The sequence below is a fragment of the Nonomuraea sp. NPDC003727 genome (assembly GCF_053586935.1).
The window spans coordinates 23854-41071 of the sequence record NZ_JBSFNE010000026.1 but is presented as its reverse complement, the minus strand read 5'-3'; the positions used below and the strand labels follow the sequence as shown (position 1 = coordinate 41071).

17 protein-coding genes are annotated in these 17218 nt (G+C 71.1%); 10 read left to right on the top strand and 7 right to left on the bottom strand.

What is annotated here, in order from left to right; translation table 11 throughout:
* The first annotated feature begins 37 nt into the window (after positions 1 to 37).
* Both ACWDLG_RS39890 and ACWDLG_RS39885 read left to right on the top strand, forming a co-directional pair.
* The gene (locus tag ACWDLG_RS39890) at positions 38 to 727 is read left to right on the top strand and encodes a response regulator transcription factor (RefSeq protein ID WP_354917040.1); all 690 of its coding nucleotides are present in this window, start codon (positions 38 to 40) and stop codon (positions 725 to 727) included.
* The gene (locus ACWDLG_RS39885) at positions 724 to 1788 is read left to right on the top strand and encodes a sensor histidine kinase (RefSeq protein WP_354917043.1); all 1065 of its coding nucleotides are present in this window, start codon (positions 724 to 726) and stop codon (positions 1786 to 1788) included. The genes ACWDLG_RS39890 and ACWDLG_RS39885 overlap by 4 nt, the downstream gene beginning before the upstream one ends.
* Positions 1789 to 1831: 43 nt before the next feature.
* Here ACWDLG_RS39885 and ACWDLG_RS39880 read toward each other — a convergent pair whose 3' ends face one another.
* The gene (locus tag ACWDLG_RS39880) at positions 1832 to 2359 is read right to left on the bottom strand and encodes a hypothetical protein (protein WP_449930035.1); all 528 of its coding nucleotides are present in this window, start codon (positions 2357 to 2359) and stop codon (positions 1832 to 1834) included.
* 94 nt (positions 2360 to 2453) lie between these two features.
* On the opposite strand from ACWDLG_RS39880, the gene ACWDLG_RS39875 reads away from it, so the two are divergent.
* Positions 2454 to 4448, top strand: a complete 1995-nt coding sequence (locus ACWDLG_RS39875) for a histidine kinase (protein WP_449930033.1) — start codon at positions 2454 to 2456, stop codon at positions 4446 to 4448.
* Here ACWDLG_RS39875 and ACWDLG_RS39870 read toward each other — a convergent pair.
* Complete coding sequence (locus tag ACWDLG_RS39870; RefSeq protein ID WP_354917050.1) at positions 4426 to 5034, bottom strand: response regulator transcription factor; 609 nt, start codon at positions 5032 to 5034, stop codon at positions 4426 to 4428. The two genes, ACWDLG_RS39875 and ACWDLG_RS39870, sit on opposite strands and share 23 nt — an antisense overlap.
* 97 nt (positions 5035 to 5131) lie before the next feature.
* On the opposite strand from ACWDLG_RS39870, the gene ACWDLG_RS39865 reads away from it, so the two are divergent.
* Positions 5132 to 5863, top strand: a complete 732-nt coding sequence (locus tag ACWDLG_RS39865; RefSeq protein WP_449930030.1) for an ABC transporter ATP-binding protein — start codon at positions 5132 to 5134, stop codon at positions 5861 to 5863.
* Positions 5863 to 8061, top strand: a complete 2199-nt coding sequence (locus ACWDLG_RS39860) for an FtsX-like permease family protein (protein WP_449930127.1) — start codon at positions 5863 to 5865, stop codon at positions 8059 to 8061. Before ACWDLG_RS39865 ends, ACWDLG_RS39860 begins: the two co-directional genes overlap by 1 nt.
* 94 nt (positions 8062 to 8155) lie before the next feature.
* Here ACWDLG_RS39860 and ACWDLG_RS39855 read toward each other — a convergent pair whose 3' ends face one another.
* Complete coding sequence (locus ACWDLG_RS39855; protein WP_449930028.1) at positions 8156 to 9793, bottom strand: PHP domain-containing protein; 1638 nt, start codon at positions 9791 to 9793, stop codon at positions 8156 to 8158.
* Positions 9794 to 10140: 347 nt separating this feature from the next.
* Between ACWDLG_RS39855 and ACWDLG_RS39850 the strand changes: the two genes are divergently transcribed.
* Positions 10141 to 10473, top strand: coding sequence for a hypothetical protein (locus ACWDLG_RS39850; RefSeq protein ID WP_449930026.1), 333 nt, complete (start codon positions 10141 to 10143; stop codon positions 10471 to 10473).
* A 15-nt stretch (positions 10474 to 10488) separates the two neighbouring features.
* On the opposite strand, the gene ACWDLG_RS39845 is transcribed toward ACWDLG_RS39850, so the two are convergent.
* Positions 10489 to 11217, bottom strand: coding sequence for a hypothetical protein (locus tag ACWDLG_RS39845; protein WP_449930024.1), 729 nt, complete (start codon positions 11215 to 11217; stop codon positions 10489 to 10491).
* A 1025-nt stretch (positions 11218 to 12242) separates the two neighbouring features.
* On the opposite strand from ACWDLG_RS39845, the gene ACWDLG_RS39840 reads away from it, so the two are divergent.
* On the top strand, positions 12243 to 12788 hold the full coding sequence (locus ACWDLG_RS39840) for a helix-turn-helix domain-containing protein (protein WP_449930022.1): 546 nt from the start codon (positions 12243 to 12245) through the stop codon (positions 12786 to 12788).
* A gap of 21 nt (positions 12789 to 12809) precedes the next feature.
* On the opposite strand, the gene ACWDLG_RS39835 is transcribed toward ACWDLG_RS39840, so the two are convergent.
* Entirely contained in the window at positions 12810 to 13487 is a 678-nt protein-coding gene (locus tag ACWDLG_RS39835) for an alkylmercury lyase family protein (RefSeq protein ID WP_449930020.1), read from the bottom strand.
* Positions 13488 to 13676: 189 nt separating this feature from the next.
* On the opposite strand from ACWDLG_RS39835, the gene ACWDLG_RS39830 reads away from it, so the two are divergent.
* The gene (locus ACWDLG_RS39830) at positions 13677 to 14165 is read left to right on the top strand and encodes an N-acetyltransferase family protein (protein ID WP_449930018.1); all 489 of its coding nucleotides are present in this window, start codon (positions 13677 to 13679) and stop codon (positions 14163 to 14165) included.
* Positions 14166 to 14231: 66 nt separating this feature from the next.
* On the opposite strand, the gene ACWDLG_RS39825 is transcribed toward ACWDLG_RS39830, so the two are convergent.
* Positions 14232 to 14672: a PPOX class F420-dependent oxidoreductase gene (locus ACWDLG_RS39825; RefSeq protein WP_449930016.1), complete on the bottom strand. Its 441-nt coding sequence runs from the start codon at positions 14670 to 14672 to the stop codon at positions 14232 to 14234.
* Positions 14669 to 15559 (bottom strand): NAD(P)-dependent oxidoreductase, encoded by an 891-nt coding sequence (locus ACWDLG_RS39820; protein ID WP_449930014.1) that lies wholly within the window; start codon positions 15557 to 15559, stop codon positions 14669 to 14671. The genes ACWDLG_RS39825 and ACWDLG_RS39820 overlap by 4 nt, the downstream gene beginning before the upstream one ends.
* A 55-nt stretch (positions 15560 to 15614) precedes the next feature.
* Here ACWDLG_RS39820 and ACWDLG_RS39815 point away from each other — a divergent pair, with 55 nt between their 5' ends.
* The gene (locus ACWDLG_RS39815) at positions 15615 to 16046 is read left to right on the top strand and encodes a MerR family transcriptional regulator (RefSeq protein ID WP_449930012.1); all 432 of its coding nucleotides are present in this window, start codon (positions 15615 to 15617) and stop codon (positions 16044 to 16046) included.
* 239 nt (positions 16047 to 16285) lie between these two features.
* On the top strand, positions 16286 to 16888 hold the full coding sequence (locus ACWDLG_RS39810) for a hypothetical protein (RefSeq protein WP_449930010.1): 603 nt from the start codon (positions 16286 to 16288) through the stop codon (positions 16886 to 16888).
* The last annotated feature ends 330 nt before the right edge of the window (positions 16889 to 17218 follow it).

Sequence of the window (17218 nt, the reverse complement as noted above, 5' to 3'; positions counted from 1 at the left end):
CATGCTTTCGCGCGGGAATTAGCCGTACCGTGACGGTGTGAGCACTCGCATCCTCGTGGTCGACGACGACCCGACCGTCGCCGAGGTCGTGGCCCGCTATCTCGAGCGTGACGGCCACCGGGTCGAGTGCGTCGGCGACGGCGCGGAGGCTCTGCGGCGCGCGCTCGCCGAACCGCCCGACCTCATGGTGCTCGACCTGATGCTGCCCAAGGTCGACGGCCTGCACGTGTGCAGGAAGCTGCGGGAGCGCTGGCCGGTTCCGGTGATCATGCTGACCGCGCTCGGCGAGGAGATCGACCGCGTGGTGGGCCTGGAGACCGGCGCCGACGACTACGTGACCAAGCCGTTCAGCCCGCGCGAGCTGGCGCTGCGGGTGCGGTCGGTGCTGCGCAGGGCCCAGGGCGCCGCCGTCACCGGCGGTACGGGGGTGCTGCGCGACGGCGACCTGGTCGTGGACGTGGGCGCGCACGAGGTACGGCTCGGCGGCGAGCCGGTCATGCTGACTTCGCGGGAGTTCGAGCTGCTGGCCTACCTGATGCGCAACCCGCGCCAGGCCTTCAGCAGGGCCGCGCTGCTCGACCAGGTGTGGGGGTGGTCGTTCGGCGACTCGTCGACGGTGACCGTCCATGTGCGGCGGCTGCGGGAGAAGGTCGAGCCCGACCCGACCGCTCCGCGAAGGATCGTCACCGTGTGGGGCGTCGGCTACAGATACGAGCCATTGTCATGACTTTTCTGGAAATAGTGGCTGTGACGGCCGGGCTCGGGATGGTCGTGGCGGGTGCCGGTCTCGCCCTGATGCGGTGCCTGCGCACCCGGTCCATCGGCGTCATGCTGGCCGTCGTCGCGGTGGTCGCGGTCGTGGCCACGCTCGCCGGCGTCACCGCCATCACGCTCAAGATGATCATCGACGGCTCGGCCAGGGACCTGGTGCTGTCCGTGGTGGCCGTCGGCGGCCTCGTCGGACTCGGCGTGGCCTTCGCCCTGGCACGGCAGGTGGTGGGGGCGAGCCGGCGCCTCGCCGCCGCGGTGCGGGAGCCGTCCTTCGTCGTGCCCGCGGGCCTGCCGGCCGAGCTGCGGGACATCGCCCAGGCCCTGGAGGAGTCCTACGCCAGGGAGCGCGCCCTGGAAGGGGCGCGCAGGGAACTGGTGGCGTGGGTCAGCCACGACCTCCGCACGCCGCTGGCGGGCATGCGAGCCATGGCCGAGGCGCTGGAGGACGGCGTCGGCGACCCCCACCGGTACCCGACCCAGATCAGGGTGGAGGTCGAACGGCTCTCCTCGATGGTCGACGACCTGTTCGAGCTGTCGCGCATCCACGCGGGCGCGCTCCGGCTGCACCGGACCAGGATCGGGCTCGGCGACCTGGTGGCGGACACGGTCGCCGGGGTCGAGGCACTCGCCGTGCGCAAGGGCGTGAAGGTGCGGACGGAGTGCGGGATCGTGCCCGTGAGCGCCGACGCGGCGGCGCTGGGAAGGGCGCTGCGCAACCTCGTCGAGAACGCGATCAGGCACACGCCCGCCGGTGGCGAGGTGGTGGTCGGCGCCGCGGTGGAGGAAGGGGCGGCGACGCTCACCGTCGCCGACGCGTGCGGAGGGATCCCCGAGGAGGATCTGGAGCGGGTGTTCGAGGTGGCGTTCATGGGCGAGAAGGCGCGCACCCCGACGCGGGAGGGCGGCGCGGGGCTCGGCCTGGCGATCACCCAGGGCATCGTGGCCGCGCACGACGGCCACGTGACCGTGGCGAACGAGGGGCCGGGCTGCCGCTTCGACATCCGGCTGCCGCTGTAGGCCGTGCGCCGGGCTCGGGAACGCCCCCGTGCGGTTCCCGAGGTCAGCTCGCGGCGGCCAGGTCGCGGAGGGTGTGCAGCTGGCGGCGCATCATCGCCAGGTCACCCCAGGCCAGCAGGGGTCGCAGGACGGCGTGGCGCCCCAGTCCCGCGTTCGGCACGGCCAGCTTGACGACCAGCCGCGACTGCCCCGGCCGGTGTTCCCGCACCGTGTAGCTGACGGCGAGCCTGCCGTACACGGCCGCCGCCCGCGCGTCGGTCATCCGCAGGGTCAGGTGCCGGTCGGGCGCGAAGTCGACCAGCTCGAAGATCGACATGACGCGCTGGCCCCGTTCCAGACGCTCGACCCCGGGAGTGAGCTTCCGGGGGCTGCGCCGTCCCGCGTTGTCCAGGATGTCGTAGCTGTAGGGCGCCACCTTCAACTGGCACAGCCAGCGGAACACCGTCGCCGCGGCGGCCTGGACGCTGACCGCCCGGAACCAGCCCTCGAACGGCTCCTCGACGAACCTGTCGCACGCGTAGGGCTCGGCCATCTCGCCGGCGCTCGCCCCCCACACCCTCGGAACTCTCATATTTTAGAGACTAGCCTCTAAAAAGGCCGCCGGTGTGGGTTTCGGGGTGTTCGTCGAGAATGTTGCCTTTCGCCGGAGTTTCGGAAGGGGTGTCATGGCGCGGGTCACGGCTGTCGCGGTCTTCGCCGCCTTCGCCGCGGTCTACGTGGCGGCGACGCCGTACGGCGTGCTGGCCGCGTTACCCGCCTTCCTGCTGCAGCTGCCGCGCCGCCGTACCTGGTGGCTGGTGGGGGCGCAGGCGGTGGTGTGCTTCGCGGGTGTGCTCGCGCTGGGCCTGTCGGTGGGGCTGCTCGGGTTCCTGGGCGGCTCCCTGCTGCTGACCCGGCTACGGCTGCTGGCCCCGCTGGTCGTCGTGATCGCCGCCTGGGTCGGCACGCTGGACGCGACCATCAGCGCGGCGCTCATCTCGCTGGTGATCTTCGGGCTGGCCCGCCTGACCGAGCGGGTCGGCGAGATGCAGGCCGCCCGGCTCGCGCTGGCCGCCGCGGCGGTGGCCGAGGAGCGGCTGCGGATCGCCGCCGAGCTGAACACCGGGCTCGGCGCCGGGCTGGCCGCGATCGCCGACGGCTGCCGCCGGGCGCTGGCGGCCCCGCAGAACGCGGGCGAACTGCTCGGCGAGGTGGTCACGACCGCCCGCACGGCCCTGGCGGACGCGCGCTCGGCGGCGGCCGGCTACCGCGCCACCTCGCTGACGCCCGAGCTCACCACGGCCAAGGCGATGCTCTCGACCGCCGGCATCCGGTTCGAGGTGCGCGCCGCCCACCCGGAACCGCTGGGCCCCGCGGGGGCGCTGCTGGCCGCGGTCCTGCGCGAGGCGGTGACCGAGGTGATCGAGACCGGGTCGGAGTGCCTGATCGAGACGATGGCCGACGGCCAGACGGTACGCCTGCGCGTCACCGGCGACGGGGCCCGCACCGCCGACGACCGTTTCCTGGGCGAGCTCCCGTCCGGCTTCGCCGACGCGGGCGGCTCGCTCACCACCGGCCTGACGCCCCAGGGCCGGCTGGTCGTGGAGGCCGCGCTCCCGCTGCCCGCCGTCCGGCCGGACACCACCGCCGGACGGCACGCCCACCGGTTCGCGGTCGCGCTGCTGGCCACCGTACTGACCGGATTCAGCGTCAAGGCCCTGCTGCAGCTCCCGGTGGCCCAGCTGCCCGCGGCCGCCGTCCTCCTCGGCGTGATCGGGTACCTCCAGGTGCGCTCCACCCGCGGCCGCCACATGGTGGCGCTGGCCGTCATGGCCGTGCTCGCCTTCGCGCCGATCGCGTTCTTCGGCATGGTCTGGCTGGGCGTCGCGGGGTTCCTCGCCGGGCCGCTGCTGCTGGCCTTCCGCTGGTCGCTCGCCTGGCCCCTGGTCGCCCTCGTCATCGGGGCCGTCGCGGCCATCGGCGTACGGCTCGGCCTGCCGGTGCCGGTGACGGTCAACTACGCGGTCAGCACGCTGGTCACCGGACTGGTCGTGTACGGCCTGCTCCGCCTGGCCCAGGTGGTCAGGGAGCTGGAGGAGGCCAAGGCGGACCTGGCCCGCTCCGCGGTGGTGGAGGAGCGCCTGCGCGCCGCCCGCGACCTGCACGACCTGCTCGGCCACAGCCTGGCCGCCATCCTGCTCACCTGCGAGCTGGCTCGGCGCCTGGCCGACCCCGCCGCGCAGCTGCGGCAGATCCTGGAGATGACGGAACAGGCCGAGGCGGACCTGCGGGCGGTCTCCGGTGAGCACCGCGTCCTCTCCCTCGCCCAGGAGGCGGGCTCGGCCCGGTCGGTGCTCAAGGCGGCAGGCATCGAGGCGCACGTGGAGCTGGGGCACGACGAGCTGACCGCGGAGGCCGACACCGTGCTGAGCGCCGTCCTGCGGGAGGCGGTGACCAACGTCCTGCGGCACAGCGCGGCCCGCCAGGTCGAGATCGTGACCTCGGCGTCAGGCGACGAGGTGCTGCTCAGCGTGCGCAACGACGGGGCGCAGCGCTCCAGGACGCGGCGCGGGTCGTCGGGCATCGGCAACCTGACCACCCGGCTGGCCGTGCTCTCCGGCGCCCTGACCACCTCGGTAGAGGACGGCTGGTTCGAGCTCAGATCCAGCCTGCCTCGCTAGCGACGCGCACCGCGTCGGTCCGGTTGCGGGCGTTCAGCTTGGCGACGATCGTGGTGAGGTAGTTGCGCACCGTGCCCGCGCTCAGGAACAGCCGGGAGGCGATCTCCGTGGCCTGGGCGCCCCCGGCGAGCAGCCTGAGCACCTCCACCTCTCGCTCGGTGAGCGGGTTGTCGGCCAGGTCCCAGGCGGTCACGGCGAGCGAGGGGTCGAGCACCCGCTCCCCTGAGGCCACCTTGCGGATGGCCGCCACCAGTTCCTCGGGCGGCGCGGTCTTCAGCAGGAACCCGTCCACCTGCGCGGCCAGCGCCCGGCGCAGGTGGCCGGGCTTGCCGTACGCGGTCAGCATCAGGGCGCGGCACCCGGGCAGTTCGGCGCGCAGCTTCGCGGCGGCGGCCAGGCCGTCCAGGGTGCCCGGCATGTCGATGTCGAGGACCGCCACGTCGGGCCGGTGGACCCGGGCGGAGTCCAGGGCGGCGTCGCCGGACGCGACGGCGTCGACGATCTCCAGGTCGTCCTCCAGCGCGAGGAGGGTCGCCAGCGCGCTGCGGATGACGTGCTGATCTTCCGCGAGAAGCACTCGAATCACGAGAAATGTCTACCAGTGTCCGGATCATGATGTCGTCATGTCGAGGTCGTGACGGCGTCTCTGGTTGGCGAAGGCGCAGCTCAGCAGAGTGGAAGCCATGACGGACGTGGTGAGACTCGAGAACGTGAGCAAGGTCTACGGCAGGGGCCAGAGCGCGGTCGCCGCCCTGCGCGAGGTGACGGTGTCCATCCCGCGGGGCAGCTTCACCGCCGTGATGGGCCCCTCCGGCTCGGGCAAGAGCACCTTCCTGCACTGCGCGGCCGGGCTGGACGTGCCCAGCTCGGGTTCGGTACGGCTCGGCGGCACCGAGCTGTCGGGCATGGGGGAGAAGGAGCTGACGGAGCTGCGCAGGCAGCGGGTCGGTTTCGTGTTCCAGATGTTCAACCTGGTCTCCTCGCTGAACGTGATGGAGAACGTCACGCTGCCGCTGCGCCTGGCCGGGGTGAAGGAGGACCGCGCCTGGGTGGCCGAGATCCTGAAGCGTGTCGGGCTGGAGGGCCGAGCCAAGCACCGGCCCAGCGAGCTGTCCGGCGGCCAGCAGCAGCGGGTGGCGATCGCCCGCGCGCTGGCGACCCGGCCGGAGGTGGTCTTCGGCGACGAGCCGACCGGCGCGCTGGACACCATGACCGCCCGTGACGTGCTCCGCCTGCTGCGCGAAGTGGTCTCCACGATGGGCCAGACCGTCGTGATGGTCACCCACGACCCGGTGGCGGCCTCGTACGCCGACACCGTGCTCTTCCTCGCCGACGGCCGGATCGTCGACACCATGGCGGCGCCGACCGCCGACAAGGTCGCCGCCCGCATGACGCACCTGGGGGCGTGGGTCTGATGATGTCCTTCGCGCTGAAGTCGCTGCGGCACCGCAAGGCCGCCTTCGCCGGGGCGTTCCTGGCCCTGTTCTGCGCCGCCGCGCTGGTCTGCGCCTGCGGCATGCTGCTGGAGACCGGGCTGCGCGGGAAGGTGGCCACCGAGAGGTGGGCGGGCACCCCGCTGGTCGTCGCCGGTGACCAGTTCGTCCGCGAGACCGTCGACAAGGGCGACGGCGAGACCAAGGAGAAGGCCAAGCCGCTGGCCGACCGGCGGTGGATCCCCGCCGCCCTGGTGGCGCGGCTGGAGCGGGTCCCGGGCGTGGACAAGGTGATCGCCGAGGTGACCTTCCCGTTCCGCGGGGCCGTCGGGCACGGCTGGGAGTCGGCGGCGCTGACCCCGTTCACGATCGCGCGGGGCCAGGCGCCCTCGGGGCCGAAGGAGATCGTCGTCGACGCCCGGTCCGCGCTGGCGCCGGGCGAGCGGCTCGGCGCGTACACCGTCGTCGGCGTGACCGCGCAGGCGCTGCCCAGCCAGGACACCGTCTTCTTCGACACCGCCGAGGCGCGGCGGCTGGCCGGTCACGAGGGCAAGGTCAGCGCCATCGGGGTCTTCCCCGCCGTACGGCTGCCCGCCATGAAGGACGCGCTGGCCTACACCGGCGACGAGCGCGGGCCGGTCGAGTTCCTCAACGCCGAGCAGGCCAGGGTCAAGCTGGTCTCCCTGGGCGGCGCGCTGGGCGGCACCTCGCTACTGGTGGCGATCCTCGTCGTGGTGGGCACCTTCGCCCTGTCGATCCAGCAACGCCAGCGCGAACTGGCCCTGCTGCGGGCGGTCGCGGCCACGCCCAAGCAGGTGCGCACGCTCATCGGCGGCGAGGCACTGATGGTCAGCGCGGTGGCAGGGGCGCTGGGCGCGCTGGCCGGCGTGGGGCTGGGGTTCTGGCTGCGGGCCCAGTTCGTCCGGCTCGGCGCGATGCCTGACAACCTGCACCTGGTCGTCAGCCCGTTCCCGATCGCCGCCGCGCTCCTGGCCACCGTCGCCGCGGCATGGGCGGCGGCGCGGCTGTCGGCCCGCCGTACCGCGCGGATCCGCCCGGTCGAGGCGCTCGGCGAGGCCGCCCAGCCCACCGCGCGCCTGCCGTGGATCCGCATCGCGCTCGGCCTGGTCATGCTGGCCGGCGCGGTGACGCTGACCGCGGTCCTGTCCGGCCTCAGCGTCGAGACCGCCTCCAGCCCGGTGACCATGCTGACCGCGCTGACCTGGGTGTTCGCGCTCAGCGTCCTCGGCCCGCTGGTGGCCCGTGCCGCCGTCGCCGTCCTGGACGTCCCGCTGCGGCTGGGCCGCACGAGCGGCTACCTGGCCGCCAGGAGCCTGCGCGCCAATACCCGGCGGCTGGCCTCCGTGGTCGTGCCGATGGCCCTGATGATCGCGATGACCTGCACCATCCTGTTCGTCCAGACCACCATGGAGAACGCCGCCCAGGCGCAGGCCGAAGCGGGAACCAAAGCCCCGACCGAGATCCTGCGCACGTCGGTCCGCGTCGGGCTGGAGAAGTACAGCGCGCAGGCCGCCCAGCGGCCCACCCTGGACCTGGGCGTGGTCGCGGGCGGCCTGGACCCGGCCAAGCTGGCCGTGAGCGCCACCGCCGCCGAGCGGCTGCGGGTGCGGCCCGGCGACGAGGTGACGGTGACGCTGGGCGACGGCACACCCGTCACGCTGACCGTGAGCGCCGTCTACAGCCGCGGCCTGGCCTTCGGCGACCTGCACCTGCCGTACCCCCTGCTCAAGCAGCACGTCGAGCAGCAGATCGGCGCCAAGCCGGCCAACGCCGAGGTGAACTACGTGGCGATGGGCCTGATCATCGCGTTCACCATGATCGCGATGGTGAACACCCTGGCCATGTCCACCTCCGAACGCTCCCGCGAACTGGCCCTGCTGCGCCTGGTCGGCACGACCCGACGGCAGGTGCTGCGGATGCTCAAGATCGAGACGCTGGCCGCGGTACTGATCGCGGCGGTCGCCGGAACCGTGATCGCGCTGATCACCCTGTCGGCCTTCAGCCTGGGCATGACCGGCTCGGCGGTGCCGTCCATCGCGCCGGTGACCTACGCCTGCGTGATCGCGGCGGCGGCCGTCCTGGCCCTGGCGGCCACGGTCGTCCCCGCCAGGCTCGTGCTCCGCCGGCGCCCGTCGGACGCGGTGGCCTCCCGCGAGTAGCGGCGACGTCCCGGCTCACTTCCCGGCCTGGTGCTCGGGCCGGCGTCACCCGGGGCGTCGGCGTCGGCGAACCAGGCGGGCACCGGTCGAGCGGTCAGAGCACGTCCACGAAGACCGGGTTGGCGTAGAACCACAGGTCGTTCCAGGGGTTCTCGTTGGGACCCGTGTCGGCGGCCGGCTCAAGGCCCCCGGCCGCGCTGCGCTTGCCGTCGGTGCCGCGCAGCCGGAAGTAGAACGGCTCACGGACGTCGCGGAACCTGTAGTGGAACTCGGCGACCCGGCCTCTGCCGCGCGGCGTGAACGACTCGACGATCCGCACGTCCGGGGCGGTGAAGGTGTCAGGGTCCGCGGCGGAACCCGTGACGGCTCCCCGGATCAGGTCCAGTCTGGCCAGACGGGGCACGTCGTCGTTGGCGTTGGGGCGACCCGCCAGGTCGACGGAGATGGTGACGGTGACGTCGTCGCCGCGGCGCACCGACAACCGGCCGCCGAGGGTGACCGGGGCGTTGCCTGGGGCGTGCGCGTCGACGTGCAGGCCGTCGATCAGCCCGCCCATCGAGACCCAGACACGACCGGCCTTGAGCGCCTCCATGACCGCGCCGTGGCTGCGCGAGGCCGCGCCGACGACGGTCCTGCTGAACTGGCCTGGCCAGAAGTCGGCGTGCCTGATCGGGACGCCTCCGTCGATCGGGTCCGGATACTTCCCGTGCTGGTCGTACCAGTCGCCGGGCCGCTCGGGCTCGACGGTCGTGTCGTTGTTGTAGAAGTGGCCGTCGGAGTTGGCGGTGATCCACCAGCCCTTGCCCTCGGCGAGCATCGAGTCCCACATGCCGCCCAGGATGCCGGTCATCGAGTCGAAGCCGCCGTAGGTGGGATAGTGCTCGGGCCGCCAGCCGGTCCACGAGTTCGCGTCCGCCGTGTTGTTGAAGTCACCGCGGGCCCTCGGCTCGTTCTGGGCGCCGGGGGCGCCCTCCATGCCGACCGCGACGTTCGGGGCCGCGTCGCGGAAGGCCCGCAGGTCGCGCGGCGAGAACCGGCCACGCCGCATCACGTGGTTGATCAGGAACAGGGCGGAGTCGGCCGAGCCGGTCCGCAGGGCGGTCTCGAGCCAGCCGAGCGCCTCCAGGGCCTTGGCCTCGTTGGCCGGGGTGCTCGCGCCGGTGCCGTTGATCCTGGAGTCGAAGAGCCGCTCGAACGCGCGCAGCAGCTGGATCTCGTCGCGGGCTCCGTCGAAGAACACCGTGGCGTGCTCCCCTCCGGGGACGTTCCACTCCAGCCCCTGCCACAGCAGCAGCTCCGGATGCCTGGCGCGGGAGGCGACGATGTCGGCGTAGGTGGACTCGACCGCGAACTTCTCGTGCGCGGCGTGCCCGTGGTCGGTGATGACCAGCCAGTCCACGCGGCCGTGCTTGATGGCGCCCGCGGCCTGCTGCTCGATGGTGTACATGCCGTCGTAGCTGTACTGCGTGTGCACGTGGTGGTCGCCGGCGAGCCACTGGTAGTAGCGCGAGCCCCCGGTGGAGGCGGCGGCGGGGCGCGCGGCGGCGAGCCCGCCCAGGGCGGTCACCCCCAGGGTGGCGGCGCCGAGCAGGCCGCTGTTCAGCAGGAAGCGGCGTCGGCTGAGGTCGCCGGGCGACAGCTCCTTCTCCGGCACCGACAGGTCCGCGAACGCGGCCGTGCCTTCGGGAACGTCGTGGGCATGCTCATGGGAGTGAGCGGCATTGCGGCACATGGGGGACACCTTCCTGGGGTGCTTCATTCGGACATGCTGAAAGCGCCGTTCTCGATGTGGCCCATGAGCCGGCGGAGGAGGTGGGGGTCCTCAGAGCAGGTGATCGACACGTCGTACCAGCCGTGCGCATCCTGGCAGCGGATCGTGACGGTTTCGGGCCGGTCCGGGTGAACGGTGGGTGGGTCGCCGGCGATGCGCAGGTGAACGATGGTTCTCGATAGGGGCTGTGAGCGCCTGTGAGCGCGCCGCCAGGCCGGTGTCAGCGGCGGCGGCCATGGTTCGTGGTGCGGGCCAGTCCACCCGAAGACCTCGGGGCCGGGCGGGAAAGAACGATCTGGATCATCCCGATGGCCTTCGTCGGCACCGGACCGCAGGCCGTTCTCCTCATCACCACGGCGGACTTCTTCCTGCTGCTGTGCGCGGGGATCTTCAACCCGATCTTCGCCGCCTACCGCATGGACGTCACTCCGGAGCGCCTCATGATCCGTGTCGGGACCGCCTGGTCGGTAGGTGCCAGGACGGTTCAACCGCTTGCCATCGCCGTGGGCGGCGTTGTCGCGACCCTGTGGACCAGCCGCTCGTCGCTCCTGGTCGCCGGGGTGCTCTGCGCCGGCAGCGCCGTACTCCTGCCGTGGCGGGGCAAGCTTCCCCCCTCTGCGGGAAGCGGCGACGCTCCCTGACACGGTGGTTCTACGTCATGGCGTGGGCCGTCGGGCCGCCGTTCGGACGAACCAGACGACGGTGAACCCGATGGCCATGGCGGCCGCGGCCCACACGACGAGCGGGGTCGCGATCAGGTCGCTCTCCCGGGGCGGGAGCACGACCATCTGGACGGCCGCGCCGACCGGCACGGTCAGCTTCGCGAGAAGACCGGCGAGGCCGGGGCGCCGGATGCTCGCGCCCACCGCGCCCAGCGGCGTTCCGAAGAGCACGCTCGCCACCCACCACCGGACCGTCTCCGGCCAGTACCACGACAGCGGTTCGTCACGGAGGACGGAGTCGAGGCAGTAGTAGGCCGCCGTGGCCGCGATCAGGGCCAGCACCCCGGCGACCGCCCCACGAGCCACCGCACGACCGCCCGCCGTCCCTGCCCCCCGGGTCGTCGCGGGGCCGCCTGCCGTATCCGTTCCATGGGTCGTCGCGGGGTCGCCCGCCGTACGTGCCGTGGCTGCTCCACGGGTCGCCGCGCGGATGCCTGCCGTACGTGCCGTGGCCGACCAGCCTGCGGCGACCGCCAGCCCGGCCCAGGCCCAGCCGGAGTCGAGGAGCAGACTGGCGACCTCCGCGGCAGCCGCCCACCCCGTGCCCGCGATCCGGCTCCCGACCGCCGCGTAAGGGGAGGAGACGGCGTTGAGGAAGGAGATCGCCGCACCGAATCCCGACCCGAGCACGAGCGCGCCCGCCACGATGCCCCCGATCTTCACGAATCGAGGATATGCGCCTCGGCAGCTGACCCTGTGCTCGGTCACGGAGTTGGGGCCGTCCGTGGCGAACGGCCCCCTCCGCCGATCAGCGCCGCCGGTCTATCCATTTACTGAGGCTGGATACGCACGCAGCGAACGCGCTGATCCCTATCAGCACGCTGGCAGGAACGCTCCATTCGGCGGCGTACGCCAACACGCCCGCAACGCCACCTCCCCCGATGGAAGCGAGGAGGATGACCGCGCTTCGCAGGGAGACGAGAGAGTTGTCTTCAGGAGGGTCGGAGTCCTCCGGCTTGGTGGGACGCTGCGCCACTTCTTCGTCCTTTCGCGTTGGACGTCAGCCGTAACGCGGAAGTGGACGAACCCGATGGTCCCGAGTAGGAACATCGGATGGGGACCTGGGGCAAAACCCGCCAGGAGGGGTGTCATACCTCTCCCGACATGGGTATTCTTCCCGACAGGTTCCGCCCCCGGCTGTAGCTGACGTGCGGACCAGATCCATTCGGGCCCGGTTGTAGAAGACGTGACCTTCGCGGGGTTGCGCGTCTTCATAGCCGGGCCCTTTGGTCTCCCTGGACGCAACATGCCCCCCACCCTGTCTCCAGAGCGAGGGGCGACGCCCGAGGCTGTAGGCGAGTCTAGGGCATAACGGGGCTCGAGTGCGCAACACGGCATGCATGTGATGGAAGCCATTGCGCGTAGGCAATAGCCGAACTGTTTGGACAGATCGTGAAGAAGCGGTCACTCTGCGAAGGTGGGGTGGCGCTTGACCTGCTCGTGTGTGGAGCAGGCGGTTTGTCAATGGCCGCATCGGGCCGGCTCGGGCCGGAAGCCGGCGTGAACGTGTGATCGGGTTCGGTCTGACCGTCTGATCCGATCGCCCTGATGGCTGCGTACGGCTTGCGTTGACGCAATGTCCAAAAAGGTGCATCATGCGCCCCCCTGCTGAGTGAGGTCGCGGGTCGCTGCGTAGGATGACGCTGCCGTGGAACGAGTGGAGGGCGGAGAGTCGTGGAGATGTCCCAATGAGTGAGACGCCGCCCGAGGAGAGCAACGAATTCTGGGATTGGTTCTCCAGGACGGCGGCAGGATTGGGTTATCGTTCAGATGCGTCTCTGGCACGTGCGCTGGATGCTAGTCCGAGCACCGTGTTGAGATGGCGAAAGGGCGCACGTCCCACCATCGCCCAATTGCTGAAGATAAGCAGTCTTTTTGGGGTCCGGCTTGAATCGCTGCTGGTATTGAGTGGTCACGTACCTGCGGAGCTTGTCCAAGATCCCAGCGTTCCGGAGCCGCCGGACCACGTGACTCCTACCGAGCGCATCATTCTCGAGGCCGAGCTCGATCAGCAGCTGGCTTCGATCATGAATACCTACTGGGCTCAGCGTATCGATGAAGAACGCCGGCGTGTGCAGAGACTTATCGATCTTTTAAAGGCTGATTTCGTGCCGCTGTCGGATGAACGATTCAGTGAGAGTCTCGCCAACATTCTCGAGACTCGGCTTTCTGCCCACGTGTCTCGGGTCATCGTCGAGTGGGCTCAGTACCGGCAGGCGGGAATCAGAGAATAGTGCGGAACCGGCACTCCTGCGCTAGGCCGGAAGCCTCCAGAAGTCGCCGTCGAAGCCGTGCTCGGAGAGGAGACGCTGGGACGCGGCGACCGGGCGCGGGCGGTAGTCCGGGTCGAGGCGGTCGCCGTACCAGGGCTGGGCGAGCGCCCAGAGGGCGCGGACCGGGACCGCCTGGCCGATCGGTCGCCGGGTACGGCCCGCCCAGTCCGCCAGGTGGTCGGGCGAGCAGAAGGTACGGATGTGGGTGCAGGTGTCCACGACATCGTCCCACCACTGGCGGGCCGGTCGCGGGATGTGCGCCACCCAGTCCTCGCCAGGCGGCCGGCCCGGGCCCACCTCGTAGCGCAGGGCCGTACCGCAGCCGGGACACCGGGTGTCGATGACGACGTCGAGCTTGAGCGCGGCGCTGATACCGAAGGAGTCCCAGGTGCAGCCGCCCCACCAGAGACGGTCGTCGTACGGCTCGGCCGGGGCGACCACGAACCCCATCGGGGCGGCCGAGAACGGATGGGCCATCCGGACGGCGTCGCCGTACGGCCCCAGCACGATCATGTGGCCGTCGTGCAGCCGTCGCAGGCTCGCCCGGACCTGGTCGTCGCCGATGCCTGCGTGCGCGGCGAGCTCGGCCGGAGAGGGGGCGCGCCCGGTGTCGGCCAGGGTGGTGTAGATCAGCCGCCGGACTGTCCAGTCATCGGTCATCTCGCGCTCCTTGAGCTTGTCGTGCTGTCGGGCCCGCCCGGGGACGGCGCCGGAAATCCGGGCGCCGCCCCGGCCCACCCTGGGGACGGCGCCGGAAATCGGGCGCACCCGGCCCGCCATGGCACCGGCCTGAGGGCGGTGCCGGAAATCCGGTCGCCGCCCGGAGCCGGCGTCGGCACACTGGGCCCGGTGACCAACGTACGCGTGCAGGTGGCCGGCCATGGACAGCACATCGACGAGGCGGCCACCATCTGGGCCGAAACGACGGCCGCCCGCGACGGCGACGACGAGGTCGCGCCGCTGAGCCTCGCCCGGCCCGTCATCCAGGCGGTGGTCGACAGCTCGCCCAGGTCGCTGCTGTTCGTCGCGCTCGGTGCCGACGAGCGGATCGTGGGGTTCGCCGCGGTCGAGCCCGTGCCGGCGGACGAGTCGACCGCCGAGGTCCGCTACCTCGGCGTGCACCCCGGTAGCTGGGGCCAGGGCGTCGGCCGGCACCTGATGTCGGCGCTTCCCGACCGCCTTCCCGCCGCCGGCTTCGCCCAGGCCGAGCTGGCCGTGTACGTGGACAATCGTCGGGCCGTCAAGCTCTACGAGGGGCTCGGCTGGCTCCCGTACGGCGAGGCCACCCCGCACCCGCGCAGCGGCCGGCTCGAACAGCGGTACCGGCTCGCCCTCTGACCGCTGCCCCCTGGGTGGCCCCATCGCCAGGGGACCGGCCGACAACGGGGGAGTGCCGGAGCGCGGTCAGCGGATCTCGGCGCCGTACACGTGGTCGACCGTCATCGTCATGAGCACCCGGCGGTCGGACACCATCACCGACCGGTACTCGTCCCAGTCCGGGTGTTCCCCGGCGGCGCGGCGGTAGTAGCCGACCAGCGCCTCGACCTCGGGACCGTGGGGGTCGGTGCCCGGCCCGGTGAGTGTCGCGACGCCCTCGGCGGTGGCCCATGCCCGGCCGTCCGGGCTGGTGACCTCGAGCGTGGCCCGCGGGTCCCGGCGCAGGTTGGCCGTCTTGGCGCGTCCCTCGGTCATCGACACGTAGATGACATCGGCCTGCCGGTCGTAGAAGGGCATGACGGGCGAAAGCTGGGGCCGGCCGTCCGACTTGATCGTCGCGAGGACGCCGAGCCTGCTGTCCGCGAGCAGCGTGCGTGGGTCGAACGGGCCCCGGTGGTGCTGGGTCATGAGGGCTTGCGGAACTGCTCGATCATCGCCGCGTAGCCGTCGCCGCCGTGCCCCTCGGCCACGGCCCGGTCCGCCAAGGCCTTGACGAACCTCGGCAGTTCGCCACTCACACCCACGAACTCGCTCTCGTGGACGAGGTGCTCCATCGCGGCCAGGTGCGTGTCGATGGTGGAATCAAGGGCGGGGTACCGCCCGTCGTCGATCTGCTGCGCGTACCCGGCCAGCCAGCCGTTCACGGTGTCGATCCCCTTGCTCGCGAGCGGGGCGAACGTCGTGGCGTCCACACCCGCCGCGCCGAGCAGGGCGGCGCCCTGCAGGAACCCGTTCAGGATGTTCCACATCAGGCTCAGGACGGCCACGTCGTACAGCGACGACAGGCCGTGGTCGGCGCCCAGATACGTCGTCCCCGCGCCGAGGCTGCTCAGGGCCGGCTCGTGCAGGTCGAAGGCCGGCCGCGACCCGCTGTAGAGGATGACGGCGTCCGCCGTGCCGATGGCCGCGGGGACGGTCATGATCGCGCCGTCGAGGTAGTCGCCGCCCCGCCGTACCGCCCACTCGGCGGTCTCCCGGGCCGCCTGCGACGTGCCCGAGGTCAGGTTCACCAGGACCCGGCCGGCGAAGACCTCACCCAGCGGATCGAGCAGCCCGTGCACGGCGGCGTAGTCGGAGACGCAGACCACCACGAGCGGGCTGGCGGCGACCGCGTCGCCGACCGAGTCGGCGAGCCTCGCGCCCTGGGCGACAAGCTGCTCGGCCTTCTCCGCCGTACGGTTCCACACCGTCGTGGGATACCCGTCGCGCAGGAACGCCCCGGCCAGTGCCTGGCCCATCAGACCCAGGCCGATGACCGTCACGGGCGTGCGGCCAGTGTCGAGATTCTGCATCATGTGCTCCCTCGAGTGGGTTGGCGGTGATGGCAGAATCCTCAACGTTCATACCGATATGAAGGTCAAGGGGGCGTGTGGGGTGTTGATCGGGGAGTTGAGCCGGCGGACCGGAGTCCACGCGCATCAGTTGCGTTACTACGAGGCCCAGGGTTTGCTCAAGCCTGGACGCGGCACCAGCGGCTACCGCGAGTACGCCGACGACGCCATCCTGACCGTGACCCAGATCAGGAGGCTGCTCGGAGCCGGACTGTCGACGCAGGAGATCGGGTACATGCTGCCCTGCGCCACCGGCGCGGGCCCCGACCTCGAGCCCTGCCCCGAACTCCTGGACACCCTGCGGGCACGCCTGCACGGACTGGACGAGCACATCGACACGCTCGCCCGCTCCCGCCAGGCCCTCCACGACTACATCGACGCCACCGAACGCCGCGTGTCACCGCACCACCGGCGATGCGACACCACGCTGCCGGACCAGACACCAGCCTGACCGCGCCCCGGCGGACACATCGGCGTCATCCCACGATCGAGTCGTTCGACGCAGCGCCAGGCAAGCATCTGATCCTGATCCCTGGTACGGCAGGCCGGCGGAGAACGGTGCCCCCGCGGACCGCATAGGGCGTGAAATGGAGTGATCCACCGGCCCTTCATGGGGTCGCCGTGCTCAACGACGGAGACCGGCCCAAGAGGACTGACGAATCGCATTCTGATGCTCTTACGCTGCTCGTCATGGACAACGGTGGAAGGTCACTTCAAGTAGCGGACGTCACTGGGGCGCTGGACACGGTGCTCACCACTGTGCGAGCTGCAGGCGCTGACATCACTTACCGCCTGGGGGGCACGAGCGCAGCTCTCCTCCAGGGTGTTCACCTTCCTGTCGGCGACATCGACCTCCTGGCGGCGCGGCGAGAGGATGTGGACACGTTCGCTGCCGCGCTTGCCTCGTTCCCCTGCCTTCATGCTGCCTCGTGGCTTCCAGCGTCCTCGCAGTACTTCGCCAGCTTCGAGGCGCACGGGGTCAAGGTGGAGATGAGTACCGTCGAGAGGCAGGTTGACTCTGACGCGATGGAATGCGTTGGACGCGGCCCGTGGCAGCACTACGTATGGATCGCATGTGGCTCGCATCAGGTTCCTGCGGTTCGTTTGGAGCTACGGCTGGCAACGGAACTCTTACGGGACAGGGCCGACCGTTACGAACCCCTCCTCGACCATATGAGCGCGCAGGGGTGCGATTTCGACCTGTTGCATCGGGCCATGCGGGACCAGAGCCTGTCGGCGGAACGCTGGCGCCTGGTCTGGGACCGCCTCGGCCGTTCTGCTCCTGCCCGCTGATCGTCTTCGGCAAAACACTCCTGGGCCAGCGCAAAGCGCATCGCGATCTCCAGGAGGCAGAGAGGGGAGCACTGGGAAGGCCATGAGCTCGTCTTCGCGACTCGGCATGGCAGCCCCATCGAGCCCACGACACCCATGTCGCCACCCTGCGGATGAAAGACGCGAGCGGCCGGATGGATTCGGCCCTCCTGGCGATAACCAGAAAGGCCCTCCCCGTCGAAACGGGGAGGGCCTTTCACCACGGAGGAGTCCCGGCCCGCCCGCGTCGACACGCGCGTGCTCGATGCTCGAACTCGTGGAGACGGCTTCTCGCACACTCTACGAACGCCC